Source organism: Nocardia transvalensis, assembly GCF_015477765.1.
Taxonomy (GTDB): Bacteria; Actinomycetota; Actinomycetes; order Mycobacteriales; family Mycobacteriaceae; genus Nocardia; species Nocardia transvalensis_A.
In genome coordinates this window covers 766,891-784,589 of record NZ_JADLQQ010000001.1, presented here as the reverse complement: position 1 = coordinate 784,589, position 17,699 = coordinate 766,891, and the positions used below count along the sequence as shown (strand labels likewise).

Below are 17,699 nucleotides of genomic sequence, written 5' to 3'. Positions count from 1 at the left end.
GTGAGCATCAGGACGGAGAATCCGGTGTCGGAGAAGGATACGGGCGCGGCCATCGTGGTCGAGTCCGTCGAGAAGTCGTTCGGCGAGGTGAAAGCCCTGCGGGGCATCAGCTTCAGCGTTCCGGAGGGCAGCGTGCTGGGGGTCCTCGGGCCCAACGGCGCGGGCAAGACCACTGCGGTGTCGGTGCTGTCCACGCTGATCCGGCCCGATGCCGGGCGCGCCCTGGTCGCCGGATACGACGTGGTCACCCAGGCCGCCCAGGTGCGGGCCTCGATCATGCTCACCGGCCAGTACGCGGCGCTGGACGAGGTGCTGACCGGCCGCGAGAACCTCGTGCTGTTCGGCCGCCTCATGGGCCTGCGCCCGAAGCAGGCGAAAGCGCGTGCCGTCGAACTGCTCGAGCAGTTCGAGCTGACCGATGCCGCCGATCGCCGGGTCGGGCAGTACTCCGGCGGTATGCGCCGCCGCATCGATATCGCCTGCGGGCTGGTGCGCCTGCCGAAGGTGGTGTTCCTCGACGAGCCCACCACCGGTCTGGATCCGGTGAGCCGCCAGCGGCTGTGGTCGCTGATCCGCGAGCTCAAACAGCAGGGTGTGACGATCCTGCTCACCACTCAGTACCTCGAGGAGGCCGATGCGCTCAGCGACAACATCATCGTCGTCGACCGCGGCACCGTGATCGCCGAGGGCACCGCCGATCAGCTCAAGGCCCGCTCCGGCGCCAGCTACTGCGAGGTCGTCCCGGTCGAGGCGGGCGATGTGGCGGCCGTGCTGAAGGTGCTGCAGGGCATGGGTGAGCTGACCGTCGCCGAATCCGCGGACCGGGTGTCGCTGCCCGCGCCCGACGGCGCCGCCACCCTGGCCGAGGTGCTGCGCCGCGTCAACGAGGCCGATATCGAGCTGATCGATATCGCACTGCGGCGGCCGTCGCTGGACGAGGTGTTCATCAAGCTGACCCGCCCGCAGGACGAGCCGGTGGGGGCGGACGCATGACGGCCCCGGCGAAGGCGGCCGGCAGCGAATTCCGGGTACCGTCGGCCCTGCAGTGGAAGGCGTTGAGCGGGCGCACCATTCGCGCGGCGGTCCGTGAGGGGGATCTGCCGTTCGGTTTCGTCGCGCCGATGATCTTCTTCGTGTGTTTCTATGTGCCGCTGCGGCATTCGATGGAAATGGGCGGCGGGAAGTATGCGCAGTACCTGCTGCCGGTGATCGTCGTGCAGGGCATGTTCTTCACCGCCATGTCCGCCGGGGACCGGGCCGCGCGGGACACGTTCAGCGGCATGGGAACCCGGTTGCGGTCGATGCCGGTGCGGCCGTGGCTGCCGCTGGCGGCGCGGATGTCGGCGAATCTGGTGCGCGCCCTGGCGGCCGTCGCCGGTGCGCTGGTGATCGGGACGGTCTTCGGGTTCCGCTTCCACAATGTGGGCGGGGCCGTGGTTTTCGTCGCGCTGGCGCTGGCGTTCGGGGTGGCGCTGGTGATCGGGGCGGATGCGCTCGGGGTGGCGACCGGTAAGCCGGAGGTAGGGGCCTCGGCGCTGCTGGCGCCGCAGTTGCTGCTGATCATGATGTCGACGGGTTTCGTTCCGGGACAGGCGTTCCCGGGCTGGATCCAGCCGTTCGTGCGCAATCAGCCGGTGTCGCAGGCGTCGGCCGCGCTGCGGGATCTGGCGAACGGGGAATTCACCGCGGCGCTGGGGATTTCGCTGGCCTGGGTCGCCGGGATGATCGTGTTGTTCACCGCGGTGTCGGTGCTGGTGGAAAGGCGGCGCAAGTGAGGACCCTCGTGGACCAGAGCCTGGTGGAGGCGGGCCGGTTGATGCGGCGCTGGCCGCGCGAGCAGGAGGTGATCACCTCCACCCTGGTGCTGCCGATCCTGCTGCTGCTGATGTATCAGCTGGTGTTGAACAAGGTGCTGACCATGTCGTCGGGCACCGACGCCATCTACGGTTTCGTCCCCATGATCGCGGTCACCGGGGCCATGTACGGCGCCATGGGCACCGGACTGTCGCTGCACGCCGAGGCGGAAAGCGGGCTGCTGCGCCGGTTCTGGGTGCTCCCGGTGCATCGCGGCGCGGGCCTGATCGGCCGCCTGCTCGCCGAATGCGGCCGCACCCTGGTCGCCACGGCGATCGTGGTCGCCCTCGGCCTCGCCCTCGGGCTGCGCATGCACGCCGGATGGTGGGGTGTGCTCGGCATGCTGGTGGTCCCGGTCGTGCTGATCCCCGGCTTTGCGACCATGGTCATCACCGTCGGCGTGAGCAAGGCGGGCGCCAAGGTCGTGCAGCTGTTCGCCGCGGTCACCCTGCTGGGCATGTTCTTCAACTCCGGCTTCGTCCCCCTGGAGAACTACCCGGACTGGCTCCAACCGATCGTCCGCGCCCAGCCCATGAGCTGCGCCATCGAGGCCATGCGCAACTTCACCCTCGGCGGCCCGCTCCTGACCCCCTTCCTCCAAACCCTGGCCTGGTCCCTAGGCCTGGCAGTCGTCTTCGGCGCGCTAGCCGTCCGCGGTTACCGCAAGGCCGCCCAAGGCTGACCGAGGACCCTGTCTTGTCATTCCCGCGAAAGCATGCCGGAATGACAAGACAGGGCATGAGAATGGCCGCACCTTGGAGTAACGACCTCGTCACCGAGGAGGCCCCACTCCCCGTCATTCCGGCCCCCTAGGGCCGGAATGACGGGGCACCACAGTTACTTCGCAGCGTTCGGCAATGCCGGGGCGATCTTGTCCAGCATGTAAGGCAAGGACAGGGCGGTTGGTTGGTTGATGGCGCTGATTTCCTGGACGGTCAGGAAGACCACCGCGCCTTTTTTCACCGCGGGGAGGTCGGTGTAACCCGGGAGCTGGCGGTACTTTTCGTCCATGCCGGGGGAATAGCCCGCCAGCAGGAGGTCGGCGTCGAGTTCGTTCAGGCGCTCGGTGGACAGTTGGGCGCGGCCCTGATTGGCGGGCAGCTTGGTCAGATGGTCCGGAATCTGCAAGCCGAGGCGGCCGAATACCTGAGCCGATCCATCGTTGCGGTCGGTGAGCACCATCAGCTGCGCCGGGCTCGCCAGCCAGGTGCTGACGAACGTCTTACCTTTCAGGCCGGGATTCTGCTTCGCCAGGGCATCGATTTTCCCGTTCACGTCCGCGATCACCTTGTCCGCGGCATCCTTGCGGTGCAAGACCTTTCCCAACGTGGCCACTTGGTCCTGCCACGGCGTGATGGTGGCATTGCTCAACGCGGGAATGGTCGGCGCGATCTTCGACAGGGTGTCGTAGCTCTTCTGATCCCCGAACGCGCCATCGACCAGAATCAGATCCGGATCCAGCGCCGCGACCTGTTCGTCGATCTTGCCGGTGGTCTCCAATTTCTTTGCGGCACTAATGGAATTGGGGAGCCACGGCGATGGAGTGCGCGCCATCGCCGCGACATTGTCGATATACCCGACAGGTGTCACGCCAAGCGCTAAAGTGGTGTCCAGCCACTGGCTGCCCAACGCGACGATGCGTTTCGGGGTGCCGTGAACCGTGGTGACACCACGGGCATGGTCGACCACCACGGCATCGCCGCCGGAGCCGGATTCCGAGGAATCCGACCCACAACCGACCAAGGCCACGGCGAGTGCGCCGGCCAGGGCAACGACCGCCGCGTGCGCCCACCGGTATCGAGACGTTCGGGCAGGCTTCATCGGTGAACTCTCCTTCGTCGAGGGCGTCCTTCGGTGCCGCGCGGGCCACCACGAAATAGGTCAGCCTTGCCTAACCTACAACACGGGGAAATAGATCTTCCGAACGGGCGCGACGGTCAGCATAATTAGCACTCGGTGCACCTGAGTGCTAACGGTTGTGTCCCAGGAGGAGGGTCATGAGCGCAGTGTTCTCGGCGCCGGCCTCGGCGCGAGTCGCATCTATCGAGTCGGCGGAACGCAGCGGTGACAAGTTCCGCATCGCAATGGTCGTTCCGCCCTATTTCGACGTTCCCCCCAAGGCTTACGGGGGAGTCGAGGCCGTCGTCGCGGATCTGGTCGACGCCCTGGTGGACCGCGGTCACCAGGTCACACTGCTGGGCGCGGGCGAGCCCGGCACCAAGGCGACGAAATTCGTCCCGGTCTGGGAGGACATCCAGGCCGACCGGTTGGGTGATCCGTTCCCGGAAGTCGTGCACGCGTTGAAGGTTCGTCGCGCACTCGAGCAGATCGTCGTCCGTGACGGCATCGATCTGGTGCACGACCACACCTTCGCGGGACCGCTCAACGCGCCCTTCTACCGTGACCTGGGCCTGCCCACGGTGGTCACCGTGCACGGTCCGGTCGACGGGGACCCGTACATGTACTACAGCGAACTCGGCGAGGACGTGGCGCTGGTCGCGATCAGCGACCGCCAGCGCGAGTTGGCTCCGGATCTCAACTGGGCCGGGCGGGTGCACAACTGCCTGCGCGTCGAAGATTGGCCTTTCCATCCGGTGAAGAAGGACTACGCTCTGTTCCTGGGCCGGTTCAACGAATGCAAGGCGCCGCACCTGGCGTTGGAGGCCGCGCATGCGGCCGGTATCCCGCTGGTGCTCGCCGGCAAGTGCAGCGAACCTCCCGAGAAGGCGTATTTCGACAGAGCGGTACGGCCGCTGCTGACCGAACACGACCAGCTGTTCGGCATGGCCGATGCGATCGCCAAACGAAAATTGTTGTCCGAAGCCAAGTGTCTGCTGTTCCCGGTGCAGTGGGAGGAACCGTTCGGAATGGTGATGATCGAGGCGATGGTGTGCGGCACGCCCGTGGTGGCGTTGCGCGGCGGCGCCGTCTCCGAGGTGATCGTCGACGGCGTGACCGGTCGCATCTGTGACGACCCGTCCGAGCTGGCCGTGGCCATCAAGGAAGTGCAGGAGTACGACCCGCAGGCGTGCCGCGATCATGTGGTGCGCAACTTCGGCGCCGAAACTCTCGGCCGCGGCTACGAGACCGTCTATCGGCGGGTGCTGCGCAAGACCCGTCCGGCGCGTGGGACGACGACGATCCGCACCTGGAACATTCCGAGCGGCCGCACCACGGCGAGCGCCGTTGCGGCGGGGCCCGTTCCGGCGATAGTTCCGGAAACGGCCGCCGCCCGACCGCTGGTCGCCACCCGGCGCGTGGCCGGGGTGGCGACGGCAGACAACTCGGGTGTCATGGAAGGAGATACTGCGTGAATGGAGCCCCCACCGCATTGAATGCCGGAGAGCCGTCCGCCGTCGGCGGCCCCGGCGGGGCGGTGACCTTGGTCGAGGGGAGCACCTTCTGCCTGTCGGACCGTGTCGGGGATGTGGAACCCGGCACGGCCCACGGGCTGTTCTATCGCGACGCGCGGGTGGTCTCGCGCTGGGAGTTGCGGGTCGACGGGCAGCGGCCGGATCCGCTGTCGGTGTTGAGTCCGGAGGCATTCACCGCGCGGTTCATATTGCGCCGGCCCCCACGGGCCGGCGCCGCCGACAGCACCCTACTGGTGGTGCGTGAGCGTCTGGTCGCCGACGGGCTGCGCGAGACGGTCACGCTGGAGAATCTCGGTCGCGAACCCACCGCCGTCGCGCTGGAGTTGCACGCGGACGCCGATTTCGTCGATCTGTTCGCGGTCAAGGAGGGCCGCGCCGGGCACGGCCGTGCCGAGGTGCTGGTCACCGACAACGAGTTGCTTCTCAACGACCGCTCCGATCGCGCTCGCGGACTGGCGGTCTCGGCGTCGGAGCCGCCGATCGTGCTGCCCGGCTCGCTGTCGTGGCGGGTCGTCGTCCCGGCCGGTGGGCGCTGGCAGACCGAGATCCTGGCGCAGCCGACCATGGCGAATCAGCGCGTGCACCTGCCGCTGCGCCCGGGGGAGCACTACGAGAAGAGCGAACCGGGTCGCAAGATCGAGGCGTGGCGCGATACCGCCACCAAACTCACCTCCGGTGACCCGCTGCTGACCGCGGTGCTGCAGCGCACCGAGAGCGATCTGGGCGCGCTGCAGATCCACGACAACGATCGGGAGGGACGGACCTTCGTCGCGGCCGGGGCGCCCTGGTTCATGACCCTGTTCGGCCGCGACAGCCTGCTCACCGCGTGGATGGCGTTGCCGCTGGATGTGGGCCTGGCGCTGGGCACCATGCAGCAGCTGGCGGAGATGCAGGGGCAGCGGGTCGATCCGCTGACCGAGGAGGAGCCCGGCCGGATCATGCACGAGATCCGGCGCGGCCCGGCCGGAAGTCTGGTGCTCGGCGGCGAGATCTACTACGGAACCGTCGATGCCACACCGCTTTTCGTGATGCTGCTGGCCGAGGCGCGGCGGTGGGGTGCGGCGGCCGATACGATCCACGCGCTGCTGCCGGCCGCCGATGCGGCGCTGGACTGGATGACCCACTTCGGCGATCGCGACGGTGACGGATTCATCGAATATCAGCGCGCCACCGACCGCGGCCTGCTCAATCAGGGCTGGAAGGACAGTTTCGACGGAATCAACGACTCCGCGGGGCATTTGGCGGAGGCGCCGATCGCGCTGTGTGAGGTGCAGGGCTACCAGTACGCCGCCCTGCTGGCCCGGGCGGAGCTGGCCGAGGAGTTCGGCGAGGCGGCCGTGGCCGCCAAGCTGCGCGACCGCGCCTCGGCGCTGCGCACCAAATTCGCCGAGTCGTTCTGGCTGCCCGAAAAGGGTTGGTACGCCGTCGCCTTGGATCGCGGTAAGCGGCGCGTCGACGCGCTGACCTCGAATGTGGGGCACTGCCTGTGGTCGGGCATCGTTCCCGACGAGCATGCCGCGCAGCTGGTCCAGCGGCTGTCCACCTCGGAGATGGATTCGGGGTTCGGGTTGCGCACCCTCGCCTCGAGCATGGGCGCCTTCAATCCGATGAGCTACCACAACGGTTCGGTGTGGCCGCACGATACGGCGATCACCGTGGCGGGGCTGCTGCGCTACCGGCACATCCCGGGCGCGATCGAACTCGCCACCCGGTTGGCCGACGGCCTCCTGGACGCGGCCGCGGCCTTCGGCGGACGCCTGCCCGAATTGTTCTGCGGTTTCCCGAGATCCAGATTTCCCGCCCCCGTCCCGTATCCGACCTCGTGCTCGCCCCAGGCCTGGGCCAGTGCCGCACCTCTGCTGCTGGTCCGTTCGTTCCTCGGCCTGGACCCGGACGTCCCCCACCGCACCCTCACGGTGCTCCCGCACCTCCCTGCCCGCTGGGGTCGCGTCGAACTCACCGACCTCCGCCTCGGCGGCAGCGTCCTCGACCTGGCGGTCGACGGCGACCATGTCGCGGCGTCGAATATGCCGGACGACTGGCGGCTGGTCACGCACTGATCGCTCGCACGTGTCCAGTGCGACGAAGGTGTGTCACATGTGCGCCGGCTCTCAGTGATCATGTAGACACAGGCCGGACCACGGCGGCTCTGGCAGACTTCGGAGCGTGAGTGAGCTTGCGAGCGAACCATGGGCACAGCGCGCGGCGCGGACGGTGACGCCGAGCGTCGGGCCAGGTGGCGTCGTGAGTGAGCTTGCGAGCGGACCATCGGCACAGTGCGGGCCGCGGACGGTGGCGGCGAACGTCAGTGAGGTGGCGCCGTGAGTGGGACTGCGGTTATTCGGTGCGGCGGCCGGGTTCGGACGCAGGAGCAGGCGCAGTGGCGGGCCGGGCGGCTGGCCGCGGCGCTGGTGGCGGCCGGGGTGGGCGGGGGCGTGCGGGTCGCGGTGATGCTGCGAAACGACATCGAGTTCCTCGAGGTGTCATTGGCGGTGGCGGCGGCCGGAGCTAATCCGGTGCCGGTGAATACGGGCTGGCAGGCGCCGGAGGTGGCGCATCTGCTGGCCGACAGCGACGCTCGGCTGGTGCTCGTGCACACGGAGTTCGTCGAGGTCGTCGAGCAGGCGATCGCGGTGGCGAACATCACAGCGGAGCTGGTCGAGGTCGCCATGCCGCCCGGGCTGCTGGCCGAGCTCGGGCGCGATCCCGCCCTGGCAACGCCGACCGGACGCTATCCCACACTGGAGCAGTGGATCGCCGGGCAGCCGGAGCCGCTGGGCCACGTCGAAGGCGCGATGGCCGACTCGATGGGGCTCATCTACACCTCCGGCACCACCGGTCGGCCGAAAGGTGTTGTGCGTGAGCGGCTCACGCCGCAGCAGATCCGGACGACCGCCGGAGCCACCGCTCAGCGGATGGGCCTGGCACCGGGCGGGGAGATGCTGGTGGCCGGGCCGATGTACCACGCCAGCCCGAATGCGGTCGCGGTGCTGGGGCTGCGGGTGGGCACGAATATCACGATCATGCCGCGCTTCGACCCGGAGCGGTTTCTGAAGAACGTGCACGAGCACCGGGTGACGCAGGCGAAGGTGGTGCCGACCATGCTGTCGCGCCTGCTGTCGCTGCCACCGGAGGTCCGCGCCCGCTACGACGTCGGCAGCCTCACGCACCTGATCCACTCCTCGGCCCCGTGCCCGCCGGCGGTGAAGCGGGCGGCCATCGACTGGTTCGGTGATGCGGTGCTCGAATACTTCGGTTGCACCGAGGCGGGCACGATCACGTGGATCACCGCCCAGGAGTGGCTCGCACATCCCGGGAGTGTCGGCCGCCCGGCGGACGGGTCGGCCGTAGTAGTCGCCGACGAGGCCGGAAATCTGCTGCCACCCAACGAGATCGGCCAGGTCTATGTACACGGCGCCGACTACTGGCCCACCTCGAAGTATTTGAACGTCACCGAAAAGTCCAGCCCGGTACCGGGTTTCATCGCCCTCGGCGACACCGGCTACCTGGACGCCGACGGCTACCTCTATCTCACCGGCCGTTCCGCCGAAATCATCATCCGCGGCGGCGTGAACATCTACCCGGCCGAAGTGGAGAATACGATCATGGCCCTCCCCGGTGTCGAGGATGTTGCCGTCTTCGGCATCCCCGAGCCGGACCTCGGCGAAACCGTTGCGGCCCATATCGTCCCGCGCCCGAACGCCACCCTGACCGAGGCCGACATCCGCACCGCCCTGACCGGCCAACTCGCCCGCTTCAAACACCCCACCACCGTCCGCATCGTCACCGACCTCCCACGCGACGACGCAGGCAAAATCCGCAAACGCCTCCTACGCGCCGCCTACCTGGACGGCTGATCATCGAGCAATCCCGCAGGTCGGCTCTCGGCCGTTGGTCTCCTCATTGCTCGTTGAGCTAGAGGGAGACGCGCTGGTCCTGGGGGAGGAAGAGTTTGTCGCCTTCCTTGACGGTGAAGGTGGAGTAGAACTCGGGGAGGTTGCGGACTACCTGGTTGCAGCGGAATTCGCCGGGGGAGTGGACGTCGTTGGTGACCAGCCATTCGGTGTATTGCTTGGTCTGTTTGGTGCGCCAGTTGCGGGCCCAGGACCAGAACATGTCGGTGTAGTCGGGGTTGTCCTTGCCGTCGCGCTTTTCGGCGAGGCGGTAGGCCGACAGCGCGATCATGAGGCCGCGCAGGTCGGCAAGGTTCTCGCCGACGGTGAGCTCGCCGTTGACGTGCTGGTCGATGCTTTCAGGGGTCAACTCGTTGTACTGGGCGATGAGCTGCTTGGTCTTGGCGTCGAAGGCGGCCTGATCCTCCGGGGTCCACCAGTCGCGGCGGTTGCCTTCGCCGTCGTATTTCGCGCCCTGGTCGTCGAAGCCGTGGCCGATCTCGTGGCCGATGGTCGCGCCGATGGCGCCGTAGTTGACCGCGGGTTGGGCGTCCTTGTCGAAGAACGGTGGTTGCAGGATCGCCGCCGGGAAGTTGATCGAATTGGAGGTGGGTTCGTAGTAGGCGTTGACCTCCTGCGGAGGCATGCCCCATTCGGTCTTGTCGACCGGGGTGCCCAGCTTGTTCCACGCCCGTTTGGCCTCGAATTCGTTGATGGCGCGCAGGGATTCGATCAGCTTCCCGCGGGTGATCTTCAGCTTGGAGTAGTCGTACCACTTGTCGGGATAGCCGATCTTGACCGTGATCTTGTCCAGTTTGGCGATCGACGCATCCCGGGTCGGCGGCGACATCCAGCTGGAATTGCGGAAGTTGTCGCGGTAGGCGGCCAGGATGTCGTCGACCATCTCCTTGGCGCGGTTCTTGGCCTCGGGCGGGAAGTGCTTGGCCACGTACAGCTTTCCGAGCTGTTCGCCGAGAGATTGGTTCAGTGTGGCGATCGCCGACTTCCAGCGCTCGGGGCGCTCCTGGGTGCCGTTCATCACCTTGCCGAAGAAGTCGAAATTGGCATCGGCGATGGACTTCGGCAGGAAGCGGGCGTACTCGCGCACCAGGTAGAGCTTCAAATACTCACGCCAGGTGGACATGTCGACATCGGCCCACAGCTGACCCGCGGCCGTCACGTACGACGGCTGGGCGACCACGATCTTGTCGAACAGATTCTTCGGCCGGTCGGTATTGCCCGCCAGCCACGCATCCCATTCGAAATTCGGTGCGAGAGCGGTCAATTCGCTCCACGACTTCAGGTTGTAGGTGGCATCGCTGTCGCGGTTGCGCACGTTGTCCCAGAAGCCCGCGGCGATCCGCTTCTCCAGATCGAACACCCGCTGCGCCATGCCGGTCGGATCCGGGAAACCGGCGCCGGTGGCAATGCGCTCCAGGAAGGTGTGATACGCGGAGAGTTTGTCCGCATATTCGGGTTTGCGGTAGTACTGCTCGCCCAGACCGATGCCGGATTGACTCACGTACGGGATGTGGGCGTTGGAGTCCTTCTGGTCGACCGAAACGCCGATCCCGATCAGCCCGGCGATCGGCAGCGAGCCCATCACCTTGGCCAGGTCGGCCTTGGTGGGTGCGGCGTCGATCTTGTCGAACAGGTCGGTCAGCGGCGACATGCCCAGCTTCTCGATCGTGTCGACATCCAGCCGCGCGTCGTACAGGTCGCGGATCCGCTGCTCGGGCGTGCCGTCCTCGGGGTCGCGGATGCCCTCGACGATCTCGCGCAGCTGGCCCTCCACCCGGTCGCCGACCTCGTCGAAGGTGCCGAAGCTGTTCTTGTCCGGCGGCAGCTGGTACTCCCGCAGCCACTTGCCGTTGACGTGGCGGTACAGGTCGTCCTGAGGGCGAATCGCGGGATCGACGCCGCCCAGGTCCGGGCCGTGCAGTTGCTTCGACGTCGACTCCTCCGAGCACGCCACCAGTGCGGTGGCCACCGGCACCGCACCCAGAGCGATCAGGAACGAACGACGATCCAGGCGGGCCCGACCACGCGACGTCACAGACAACCTCTTCCGGAAATTGATGATCTTGTTCGGCCTTGGTGTGACGTCCGAGGCTAGCCCAACCGACTGGGGAACGGCTGAATATCCACGCCTCCTGCCCCTTCCTCATGTTCCCGGCACGCTTTTTGCCGGGCCGATTTGGGGACGACCTGGGCCTTCGCTACACTGATCGGGTTGCCTGCGGGACAGTTGTGCCCGCACTCAGGCCGTGAACCCCCAGTGGTCGATCCCTCGGATCACGCAAAACCGCTGGCAGGCGCGCGTTCGGAGGGTAACTGACCATGCCCGTCGGGTCGGCAATCCGGCGTGCATATCGTCCAGGTCCAGGAGGAGAGCTGAAGTGATTCAGCAAGAGTCGCGGCTGCGCGTCGCCGACAACACGGGTGCGAAGGAAATCCTGTGCATCCGAGTGCTCGGTGGCTCGTCGCGCCGCTATGCCGGTATCGGCGACGTGATCGTCGCCACCGTGAAGGACGCCATTCCCGGCGGCAACGTCAAGAAGGGCGATGTCGTCAAGGCCGTCGTCGTGCGCACCGTCAAGGAGCGCCGCCGTCCGGACGGCTCCTACATCAAGTTCGATGAGAACGCCGCGGTGCTGATCAAGGCGGACAACGATCCGCGTGGCACCCGCATCTTCGGCCCCGTGGGCCGCGAGCTGCGTGACAAGCGTTTCATGAAGATCGTTTCGCTGGCCCCGGAGGTGCTCTGACATGAAGGTGCACAAGGGCGACACCGTGATCGTCGTCTCGGGCAAGGACAAGGGTGCCAAGGGCAAGGTCATCCAGGCCTACCCGAAGACCGAGAAGGTCCTGGTCGAGGGCGTGAACCGGATCAAGAAGCACGTCGCGAACTCCGCGAACCAGCGCGGCGCCAGCTCGGGCGGCATCGTGACCCAGGAGGCGCCCATCCACGTCTCGAACGTGATGGTTGTCGACTCCGACGGCAAGCCGACCCGCGTGGGTTACCGCACCGACGAGAACGGCAAGCGGGTGCGTATCTCCCGTCGTAACGGGAAGGACATCTGATGACCACCACCGAGAAGATCCAGCCCCGGCTGAAGCTGCGCTACCGCGAGGAAATCAAGGACGCGCTGAACAAGGAATTCAACTACGCCAACGTGATGCAGATCCCGGGCGTGGTGAAGGTCGTCGTGAACATGGGTGTCGGCGACGCCGCCCGCGATGCCAAGCTGATCAACGGCGCGGTCAACGACCTGGCCCTGATCACCGGTCAGAAGCCGGAGATCCGCAAGGCCCGCAAGTCCATCGCGCAGTTCAAGCTGCGTGAGGGCATGCCGATCGGCGCCCGCGTCACCCTGCGCGGCGACCGCATGTGGGAGTTCCTGGACCGCCTGGTGTCCATCGCCCTCCCGCGTATCCGCGACTTCCGCGGCCTGTCGCCGAAGCAGTTCGACGGCAACGGCAACTACACGTTCGGCCTGTCCGAGCAGTCGATGTTCCACGAGATCGATGTGGACAAGATCGACCGCCCGCGCGGTATGGACATCACCGTGGTGACCACGGCGACCAACGACGAGGAGGGCCGTGCCCTGCTGCGTCACCTCGGCTTCCCGTTCAAGGAGAACTGAGCATGGCTAAGAAAGCTCTGATCAACAAGGCCAACCGGAAGCCGAAGTTCGCGGTTCGCGCCTACACCCGCTGCCAGCGCTGCGGCCGCCCCCACGCGGTCTACCGCAAGTTCGGCCTGTGCCGCGTGTGCCTGCGCGAGATGGCCCACCGCGGCGAACTCCCGGGCGTCCACAAGGCCAGCTGGTAAGCACCGCTTCATAGCTGCACGCTGTGCGGTGGTCCGTCATCCGACGGACCACCGCATTTGCGTATCCGCTCTTGCTTTCGGACGGGCCTGGCGGTTCTATGGGCAGGTACCTCGGCGTGATCGCCGGGTGCCGTTCACTTATGGAGGGGGCCGAATTGGCGGGAGAAGTACCAGCGCTGTCGATTGAGCCCGAGCAGGTCAAGGCCTTGGGCCGCTTGGCGTTCGACGTGGCGCGTCAGTGCCGTGACGGGTTGGCGGCACTCGACGCCGACGTCCGGGATGTGCGCGACGATTGGACCGGAAACAACGCCGACGCTTTCGGTGCCGGTTGGGAGAGTTTCACGAGGGGTCTGTCCAGGTGTGGGAAGCGCTGTTCGAACTGGCGGCCAGACTCGGGGTCACCGCCGACACCCTGCGCGACTTCGATCAATCGGCTGCGTCCGGCATCGGCTCCCTGAACATCTGAGAGGTCCCGATGACCGCAGACGCGCGAGCATTCTCCGTGGACCTCGAGAAGCTCGAGAATCTGGCCGCGCGCATCCGAGGTTTCGCCGGCTTCATCGCTGACCAGTTGGCCGTGGTCGACCAGAAGGTCAAGGAAGTCGACGGCGTGTGGACGGGTGCCGCCGCAGTGGCCTACGCGGAGGCCCACACGGAGTGGATGGCCGGGGCGACGGACATTCGAGAGGGATTCACGGCTCTCGAAGCCGCCGTCGAGCACGCTCACGAAGGCTATACCACTGCCGTAGCGGAGAATTTGCGGATTCTGGGCGTATGACGCGCCTGGACGTCGATCCCACGACCTATTACCGGGCCGCGACGAATTGCTTCGACGCCGCAGCGGCCCTGCGGGACAGCTTCCTGTACGTGTTCGGAGAACTGTCCGCGTCCGGGTCGATGGCCGGGGTGGACCAAGAAGGCCAACAATGGGCACGGTCCTACGACACCGCTGCCTACCAGATAGTGGGCTTGTTCCAGGACGTGCATTCCACGCTGAACGCGTACGGCAGCGTCCTCAAAGACATCGGTTTCAACCACGCCGGCGCCGACGCATCGATGAAAGGCACCCCACAGCCCGAGCGGCCGGTGGACCCGGGAAGCCCGGTTTTCGGACCGTACTCGATTCCCGCCTCGGCTGGCGGTCCAGGTCAAGGCATCATCGACAACGGCATCGATATCGCCAGCGAAATCGGTATACCCGTCCCCGACGGCGACACCGGGAAACTCGCCAAGGCCGCCGACGCCTGGGACCGACTCGGCACCATCTATCAGAACACCAACGCGCGAGACAAGATCACCATCTCCGCAACCCTGTTCGATGGTGTCACATCCCCCGACGCAACCCACATCCGCGAAGACCTCAAACCCTGTCGAACTCCATCGATCAGCTACTGACCGCCTGCAAACAGCTGAGCGAGTCCTGTCTCGCCTACCGCGACGCCATCAAGGAACTCCGAGACGAGATCAAAGGATTCCTGGAGGATCTCGCCAAAGACCTCGCCATCCATGCCGCAATCGCCGTCGGCGCCTCACTCATCAGCTTCGGGGCCGGCGCGGTCACGGCTGCCAAGGCGGTCGACACAGTCCGCCGCTGAGCCAAACGGATCAAAGACGCCATCCTCGCCTGGCGAGTCCGCAAGGCCGCCCAGATCGCGGGTCTCAGGCAGGAGGCGAAGGATGCCCTGACCAGAGCCGGAAAAGCAGTCAACGACCTGTTCGAGCGGCTGCGCAAGAAGATCGGCGATGTCCGACGGCGCCCGCCGCGAACGTTGGATGAGTTGTTCCGCGGCAGGACCCCCAAAGCTAGTGAGCTCGAAGAATATGCGCAGCGTGAAGGGTGGACTCGATCGAAAACCGAGAACGGCTCTATCAAGTACACCGATGAGAACGGTATTGTTCGGATTACAATCAAGAAAGGAAGCGACAGGGCGCCTGGCAGCGGCGGTCCGCATGTAGAAATCAGGGATTCCTCCGGGCAACGTACCGACCCGTTCGGCAATCCGGTGACGCGCAAGAGCCCAGATAACCACACTCCGATAGAATGGGGCCTGCCATGACGCGAGACTACACTGAATATGAAAGTCTTGCTGGGATCTATCTCGAAGATAGCTATGTTTTGGACATAATCGAGGCGTCAGCTGAGGTCCGATTCGTGCTCGATGCGGTCATAACACCTGAGCACCCTCTATATCACGAACCCCACCCAGGGGAGCAGTATTGCTATCTCTCTGGGGACCTCGTCTTCACGGAAGTTCGCCGGACCGAGTGGATTCGGAAATCCTTCCGAAAATATCGGGACGCTACCGGTGAGGAAGATCTGGGCAATATCGACTCTTTGACGAATTCCGATGGTGTGTACCACGCAGAGGGGGATTGGGGCAGCGTACGTCTCTGGAGTGGGCAAGACCCTCGGTTCATAACCGCCGACCATGTCTGATGCTCCTGCCATCGAAGCCGTTCGACGGCAACGACACCGTGGTGACCACGGCGGCCAACGACGAGGGCGATGCCCTGCTGCGTTACCTCGGCTCCCGGCGCGTATCGAGCCCATCGTGCGCGGCTTTAGGGGAGTGGTTGGAGCCTGCCGCGGGACCGCAGGATAGGTAGGTGGTGTTCCATCTGCCAGTTCTCCATGACCATGGCGTATCGGCCGCCGCGCGTTCGTAGTTGCGACTGTAGGTTGAGCGGGACCGAATAGCCGACCTGGCCGGATTCCCACATGTGTCGGAAGTCCGGGAATTGCCACAGTCGCTGGTGGGCCTGCTGGGCCCATTTCGTCCGGCCGTAGCGGCCCATGATTCCGCGATGCCAGGCGACACCCACCTCCACCTGGTCGTTCCAGTTGATCATCATGTCTTTGGCTTCTTCTGTGAACGACCACTCGAGCATGTAGGTGCCCGGCCGGTGCGTCGGAAACGTTTCGTAGTAGGCGCGATTCGCCACGATCAACCGCCGCGGTGGGCAATAGAAGGACACGAGGTCGCTGGTGGCCTCCTCCATTTCGGTGAGCATCATCGGCGTCACCGCGTCCTGGAACACCTCCAGCGGGGGCATATCTGCCGTCAGGTCGGCCAGGGCGGAGTAGGGCGAGGCGTAGCCCGCCAGGTCACAGACGTAGCGCCATTCGTCGTCGCTCGCGTGATAGGTGTTCGTCAGCAGGCGCAGGATCCCGACGTCGACCTGCCCCACCTCGTCCCGCTCGACCTTGGTCAGGTAGCTGGCGGTGATATGCGCTTCTCCGGCAGCCCTTTCGCGGCTCAACTTCCGGTTTCCGGGAAGGAGCCCGGCATCGTGCCTGCGGCGTTCTTCACGCTGCCGCAGGAAGGCAAGGTATTGCCCCAACGTCGGCTTTTCGGACTCGCGCAGCATACTCGGAAATCCTCCGGTCGTGTATGCAACGAGAGTGTATACAGCCTTGCGGACAGCTCCGTTCGGGCCAAGTTTGTTCTCGCCCTGATAGGTTCCGTGCATGGGCCATGAGACTGCTTCCGAGACAGCCGAATTGGCCACCGAGCCCGTCGAGCTGACCGACGACTTCTACCTCGAGCCGCACTTGGTGTACGAACGGCTGCGCAGTCGCGGACCCGTGCATTACGTCCGATTTCCGGATAGCAGCACCGGGTGGCTGGTCACCGACTACGAGGTGGCCAAGGCCGCGTTCGCCGATCCCACGATCAGTAAGGCGCTCCGATCCGCGGGAGCGCGGGCGGCCACGGTGGCCAACAACGGCGGCCAGCTTGTCGGAAACAGCATGTTCGAAGACATGATGGTCTTCTACGATCCGCCCGAACATACGCGCCTGCGATCCCTGGTCAATCGCGCATTCGGCAGCCGGGCCGTCCGCGATTCGGCACCGCGGGTCGCCGAACTCGCCGATTCGCTGCTGGCCGACATGACGGGTGATGCCCAGGATCTCTTGGAGGCCTACGCTATTCCGCTTCCGATGAAGGTCATCTGCGAGCTGCTCGGGGTGCCCCACGAAGATCGCGACAGCTTCCGGACCTGGTCGACGATCCTCATGTCGGGCGAGCAGACCAAGGCCACCAGAACGGCGGCCGTGCAGGAATTCGTCGCCTATCTGGACCAACTGATCCACACCAAGCGCGCCGCACCGGAAAACGACCTGCTCTCCGAACTCATCGCCGCCCGCGAAAACGGCGACCGCCTCACCCACCGAGAACTGCTCAGCATGATATTCGTCCTGTTGGTCGCCGGATACGAGACCTCGGTCAACCTCATCGGCAACGCGGTCGCAATACTGCTGACAGACAACAATTCTCGCCGACTGCTACGAACCGACCCCGGCCGGATCCCCGCCTTCATCGAGGAAGTCCTGCGCTACCAGCCCCCGGCAAGAGAAGCCACATTCCGCTACACAACGACCCCAACCACCTTGGGTGACACCGAAATCCCAGCAGGCCAGCTGCTCGTGGTGTCGATGGCAGCCGCCAACCGCGACCCCCACCGTTTCCCCGACCCGAACCTTTTCGACCTCACCCGCCCCGACAACCACCACATCGCTTTCGGCCACGGCATACACCATTGCGTCGGAGCACATTTGGCCCGAATGGAGGGCACAGTCGCCCTCAGCCGACTCCTGTCCACCTACCCCAACCTCGAACTAGCCGAGGCCACCACCCTCCAATGGCGCAAAAGCCTGATCATCCGAGGCCTAACCGCCCTACCCGTGCGGTTACGCCCGTGAGGTAACGAAGCCGGCCGAGAGGGTCGGAACCGAGTCCG

General features: G+C 65.7%; 17 protein-coding genes and 1 pseudogene. 14 read left to right on the top strand and 4 right to left on the bottom strand.

Translation table 11 applies throughout. From position 1 onward, the window contains the following. Window positions 1-6: 6 nt before the first annotated feature. Genes IU452_RS03505 through IU452_RS03495 form a run of 3 tightly spaced genes read left to right on the top strand, consistent with a single transcriptional unit; the run spans window position 7 to window position 2,536 of the window. Window positions 7-993 carry an ATP-binding cassette domain-containing protein gene (locus tag IU452_RS03505; RefSeq protein ID WP_416382276.1) on the top strand — a complete coding sequence of 329 codons (987 nt, stop codon included), beginning with the start codon at window positions 7-9 and terminating at the stop codon, window positions 991-993. After that, the gene (locus IU452_RS03500) at window positions 990-1,775 is read left to right on the top strand and encodes an ABC transporter permease (protein ID WP_195107366.1); all 786 of its coding nucleotides are present in this window, start codon (window positions 990-992) and stop codon (window positions 1,773-1,775) included. The genes IU452_RS03505 and IU452_RS03500 overlap by 4 nt, the downstream gene beginning before the upstream one ends. Further along, window positions 1,772-2,536, top strand: coding sequence for an ABC transporter permease (locus IU452_RS03495; protein WP_195107365.1), 765 nt, complete (start codon window positions 1,772-1,774; stop codon window positions 2,534-2,536). Before IU452_RS03500 ends, IU452_RS03495 begins: the two co-directional genes overlap by 4 nt. A gap of 155 nt (window positions 2,537-2,691) precedes the next feature. Here the strand turns inward: IU452_RS03495 and IU452_RS03490 are convergent, their stop codons facing one another. Further along, window positions 2,692-3,675, bottom strand: coding sequence for an ABC transporter substrate-binding protein (locus IU452_RS03490; RefSeq protein ID WP_195107364.1), 984 nt, complete (start codon window positions 3,673-3,675; stop codon window positions 2,692-2,694). A gap of 263 nt (window positions 3,676-3,938) precedes the next feature. Here IU452_RS03490 and IU452_RS03485 point away from each other — a divergent pair, with 263 nt between their 5' ends. The 3 genes from IU452_RS03485 (at window position 3,939) to IU452_RS03475 (ending at window position 9,085) form a co-directional block, all read left to right on the top strand. Then, window positions 3,939-5,168 (top strand): glycosyltransferase family 4 protein, encoded by a 1,230-nt coding sequence (locus IU452_RS03485; protein WP_195107510.1) that lies wholly within the window; start codon window positions 3,939-3,941, stop codon window positions 5,166-5,168. Next, window positions 5,165-7,288 (top strand): glycogen debranching N-terminal domain-containing protein, encoded by a 2,124-nt coding sequence (locus IU452_RS03480; RefSeq protein WP_195107363.1) that lies wholly within the window; start codon window positions 5,165-5,167, stop codon window positions 7,286-7,288. The genes IU452_RS03485 and IU452_RS03480 overlap by 4 nt, the downstream gene beginning before the upstream one ends. Before the next feature lie 261 nt (window positions 7,289-7,549). Continuing rightward, window positions 7,550-9,085 (top strand): AMP-binding protein, encoded by a 1,536-nt coding sequence (locus tag IU452_RS03475; RefSeq protein WP_195107362.1) that lies wholly within the window; start codon window positions 7,550-7,552, stop codon window positions 9,083-9,085. A gap of 58 nt (window positions 9,086-9,143) precedes the next feature. Here the strand turns inward: IU452_RS03475 and IU452_RS03470 are convergent, their stop codons facing one another. Continuing rightward, window positions 9,144-11,177: a M13 family metallopeptidase gene (locus IU452_RS03470; RefSeq protein WP_324192415.1), complete on the bottom strand. Its 2,034-nt coding sequence runs from the start codon at window positions 11,175-11,177 to the stop codon at window positions 9,144-9,146. A gap of 343 nt (window positions 11,178-11,520) precedes the next feature. Between IU452_RS03470 and rplN the strand changes: the two genes are divergently transcribed. From rplN to IU452_RS03440, 7 genes and pseudogenes are all read left to right on the top strand, one after another. After that, entirely contained in the window at window positions 11,521-11,889 is a 369-nt protein-coding gene (gene rplN, locus IU452_RS03465) for a 50S ribosomal protein L14 (protein ID WP_030513395.1), read from the top strand. 1 nt (window position 11,890) lies between these two features. Continuing rightward, on the top strand, window positions 11,891-12,205 hold the full coding sequence (rplX, locus tag IU452_RS03460; protein WP_195107361.1) for a 50S ribosomal protein L24: 315 nt from the start codon (window positions 11,891-11,893) through the stop codon (window positions 12,203-12,205). Continuing rightward, entirely contained in the window at window positions 12,205-12,768 is a 564-nt protein-coding gene (gene rplE, locus IU452_RS03455) for a 50S ribosomal protein L5 (RefSeq protein ID WP_195107360.1), read from the top strand. Before rplX ends, rplE begins: the two co-directional genes overlap by 1 nt. A 2-nt stretch (window positions 12,769-12,770) precedes the next feature. Then, on the top strand, window positions 12,771-12,956 hold the full coding sequence (locus tag IU452_RS03450) for a type Z 30S ribosomal protein S14 (RefSeq protein ID WP_195107359.1): 186 nt from the start codon (window positions 12,771-12,773) through the stop codon (window positions 12,954-12,956). 98 nt (window positions 12,957-13,054) lie between these two features. Next, window positions 13,055-13,300, top strand: a pseudogene (locus IU452_RS39400) (hypothetical protein); the annotation flags it as partial. Window positions 13,301-13,458: 158 nt separating this feature from the next. Next, on the top strand, window positions 13,459-13,734 hold the full coding sequence (locus IU452_RS03445; RefSeq protein WP_324192414.1) for a WXG100 family type VII secretion target: 276 nt from the start codon (window positions 13,459-13,461) through the stop codon (window positions 13,732-13,734). Beyond that, a complete protein-coding gene (locus IU452_RS03440) occupies window positions 13,731-14,351 on the top strand; it encodes a hypothetical protein (RefSeq protein ID WP_195107357.1) in 621 nt (206 codons plus the stop codon). The genes IU452_RS03445 and IU452_RS03440 overlap by 4 nt, the downstream gene beginning before the upstream one ends. 134 nt (window positions 14,352-14,485) lie before the next feature. Here IU452_RS03440 and IU452_RS03435 read toward each other — a convergent pair whose 3' ends face one another. Both IU452_RS03435 and IU452_RS03430 read right to left on the bottom strand, forming a co-directional pair. After that, entirely contained in the window at window positions 14,486-14,986 is a 501-nt protein-coding gene (locus tag IU452_RS03435) for a hypothetical protein (protein WP_195107356.1), read from the bottom strand. Between the two features lie 532 nt (window positions 14,987-15,518). Next, window positions 15,519-16,325, bottom strand: coding sequence for a helix-turn-helix domain-containing protein (locus IU452_RS03430; RefSeq protein WP_195107355.1), 807 nt, complete (start codon window positions 16,323-16,325; stop codon window positions 15,519-15,521). 100 nt (window positions 16,326-16,425) lie between these two features. Here IU452_RS03430 and IU452_RS03425 point away from each other — a divergent pair, with 100 nt between their 5' ends. Further along, window positions 16,426-17,661, top strand: a complete 1,236-nt coding sequence (locus IU452_RS03425) for a cytochrome P450 family protein (protein WP_195107354.1) — start codon at window positions 16,426-16,428, stop codon at window positions 17,659-17,661. The last annotated feature ends 38 nt before the right edge of the window (window positions 17,662-17,699 follow it).

Coding starts and splice junctions, on each gene's coding strand:
- IU452_RS03490 (WP_195107364.1), bottom strand. CDS start 3,675: ATGAAGCCTGCCCGAACGTCTCGATACCGGTGGGCGCACGCGGCGGTC.
- rplE (WP_195107360.1), top strand. CDS start 12,205: ATGACCACCACCGAGAAGATCCAGCCCCGGCTGAAGCTGCGCTACCGC.
- IU452_RS03430 (WP_195107355.1), bottom strand. CDS start 16,325: ATGCTGCGCGAGTCCGAAAAGCCGACGTTGGGGCAATACCTTGCCTTC.
- IU452_RS03440 (WP_195107357.1), top strand. CDS start 13,731: ATGACGCGCCTGGACGTCGATCCCACGACCTATTACCGGGCCGCGACG.
- rplX (WP_195107361.1), top strand. CDS start 11,891: ATGAAGGTGCACAAGGGCGACACCGTGATCGTCGTCTCGGGCAAGGAC.
- IU452_RS03500 (WP_195107366.1), top strand. CDS start 990: ATGACGGCCCCGGCGAAGGCGGCCGGCAGCGAATTCCGGGTACCGTCG.
- IU452_RS03425 (WP_195107354.1), top strand. CDS start 16,426: ATGGGCCATGAGACTGCTTCCGAGACAGCCGAATTGGCCACCGAGCCC.
- IU452_RS03450 (WP_195107359.1), top strand. CDS start 12,771: ATGGCTAAGAAAGCTCTGATCAACAAGGCCAACCGGAAGCCGAAGTTC.
- IU452_RS03485 (WP_195107510.1), top strand. CDS start 3,939: ATGGTCGTTCCGCCCTATTTCGACGTTCCCCCCAAGGCTTACGGGGGA.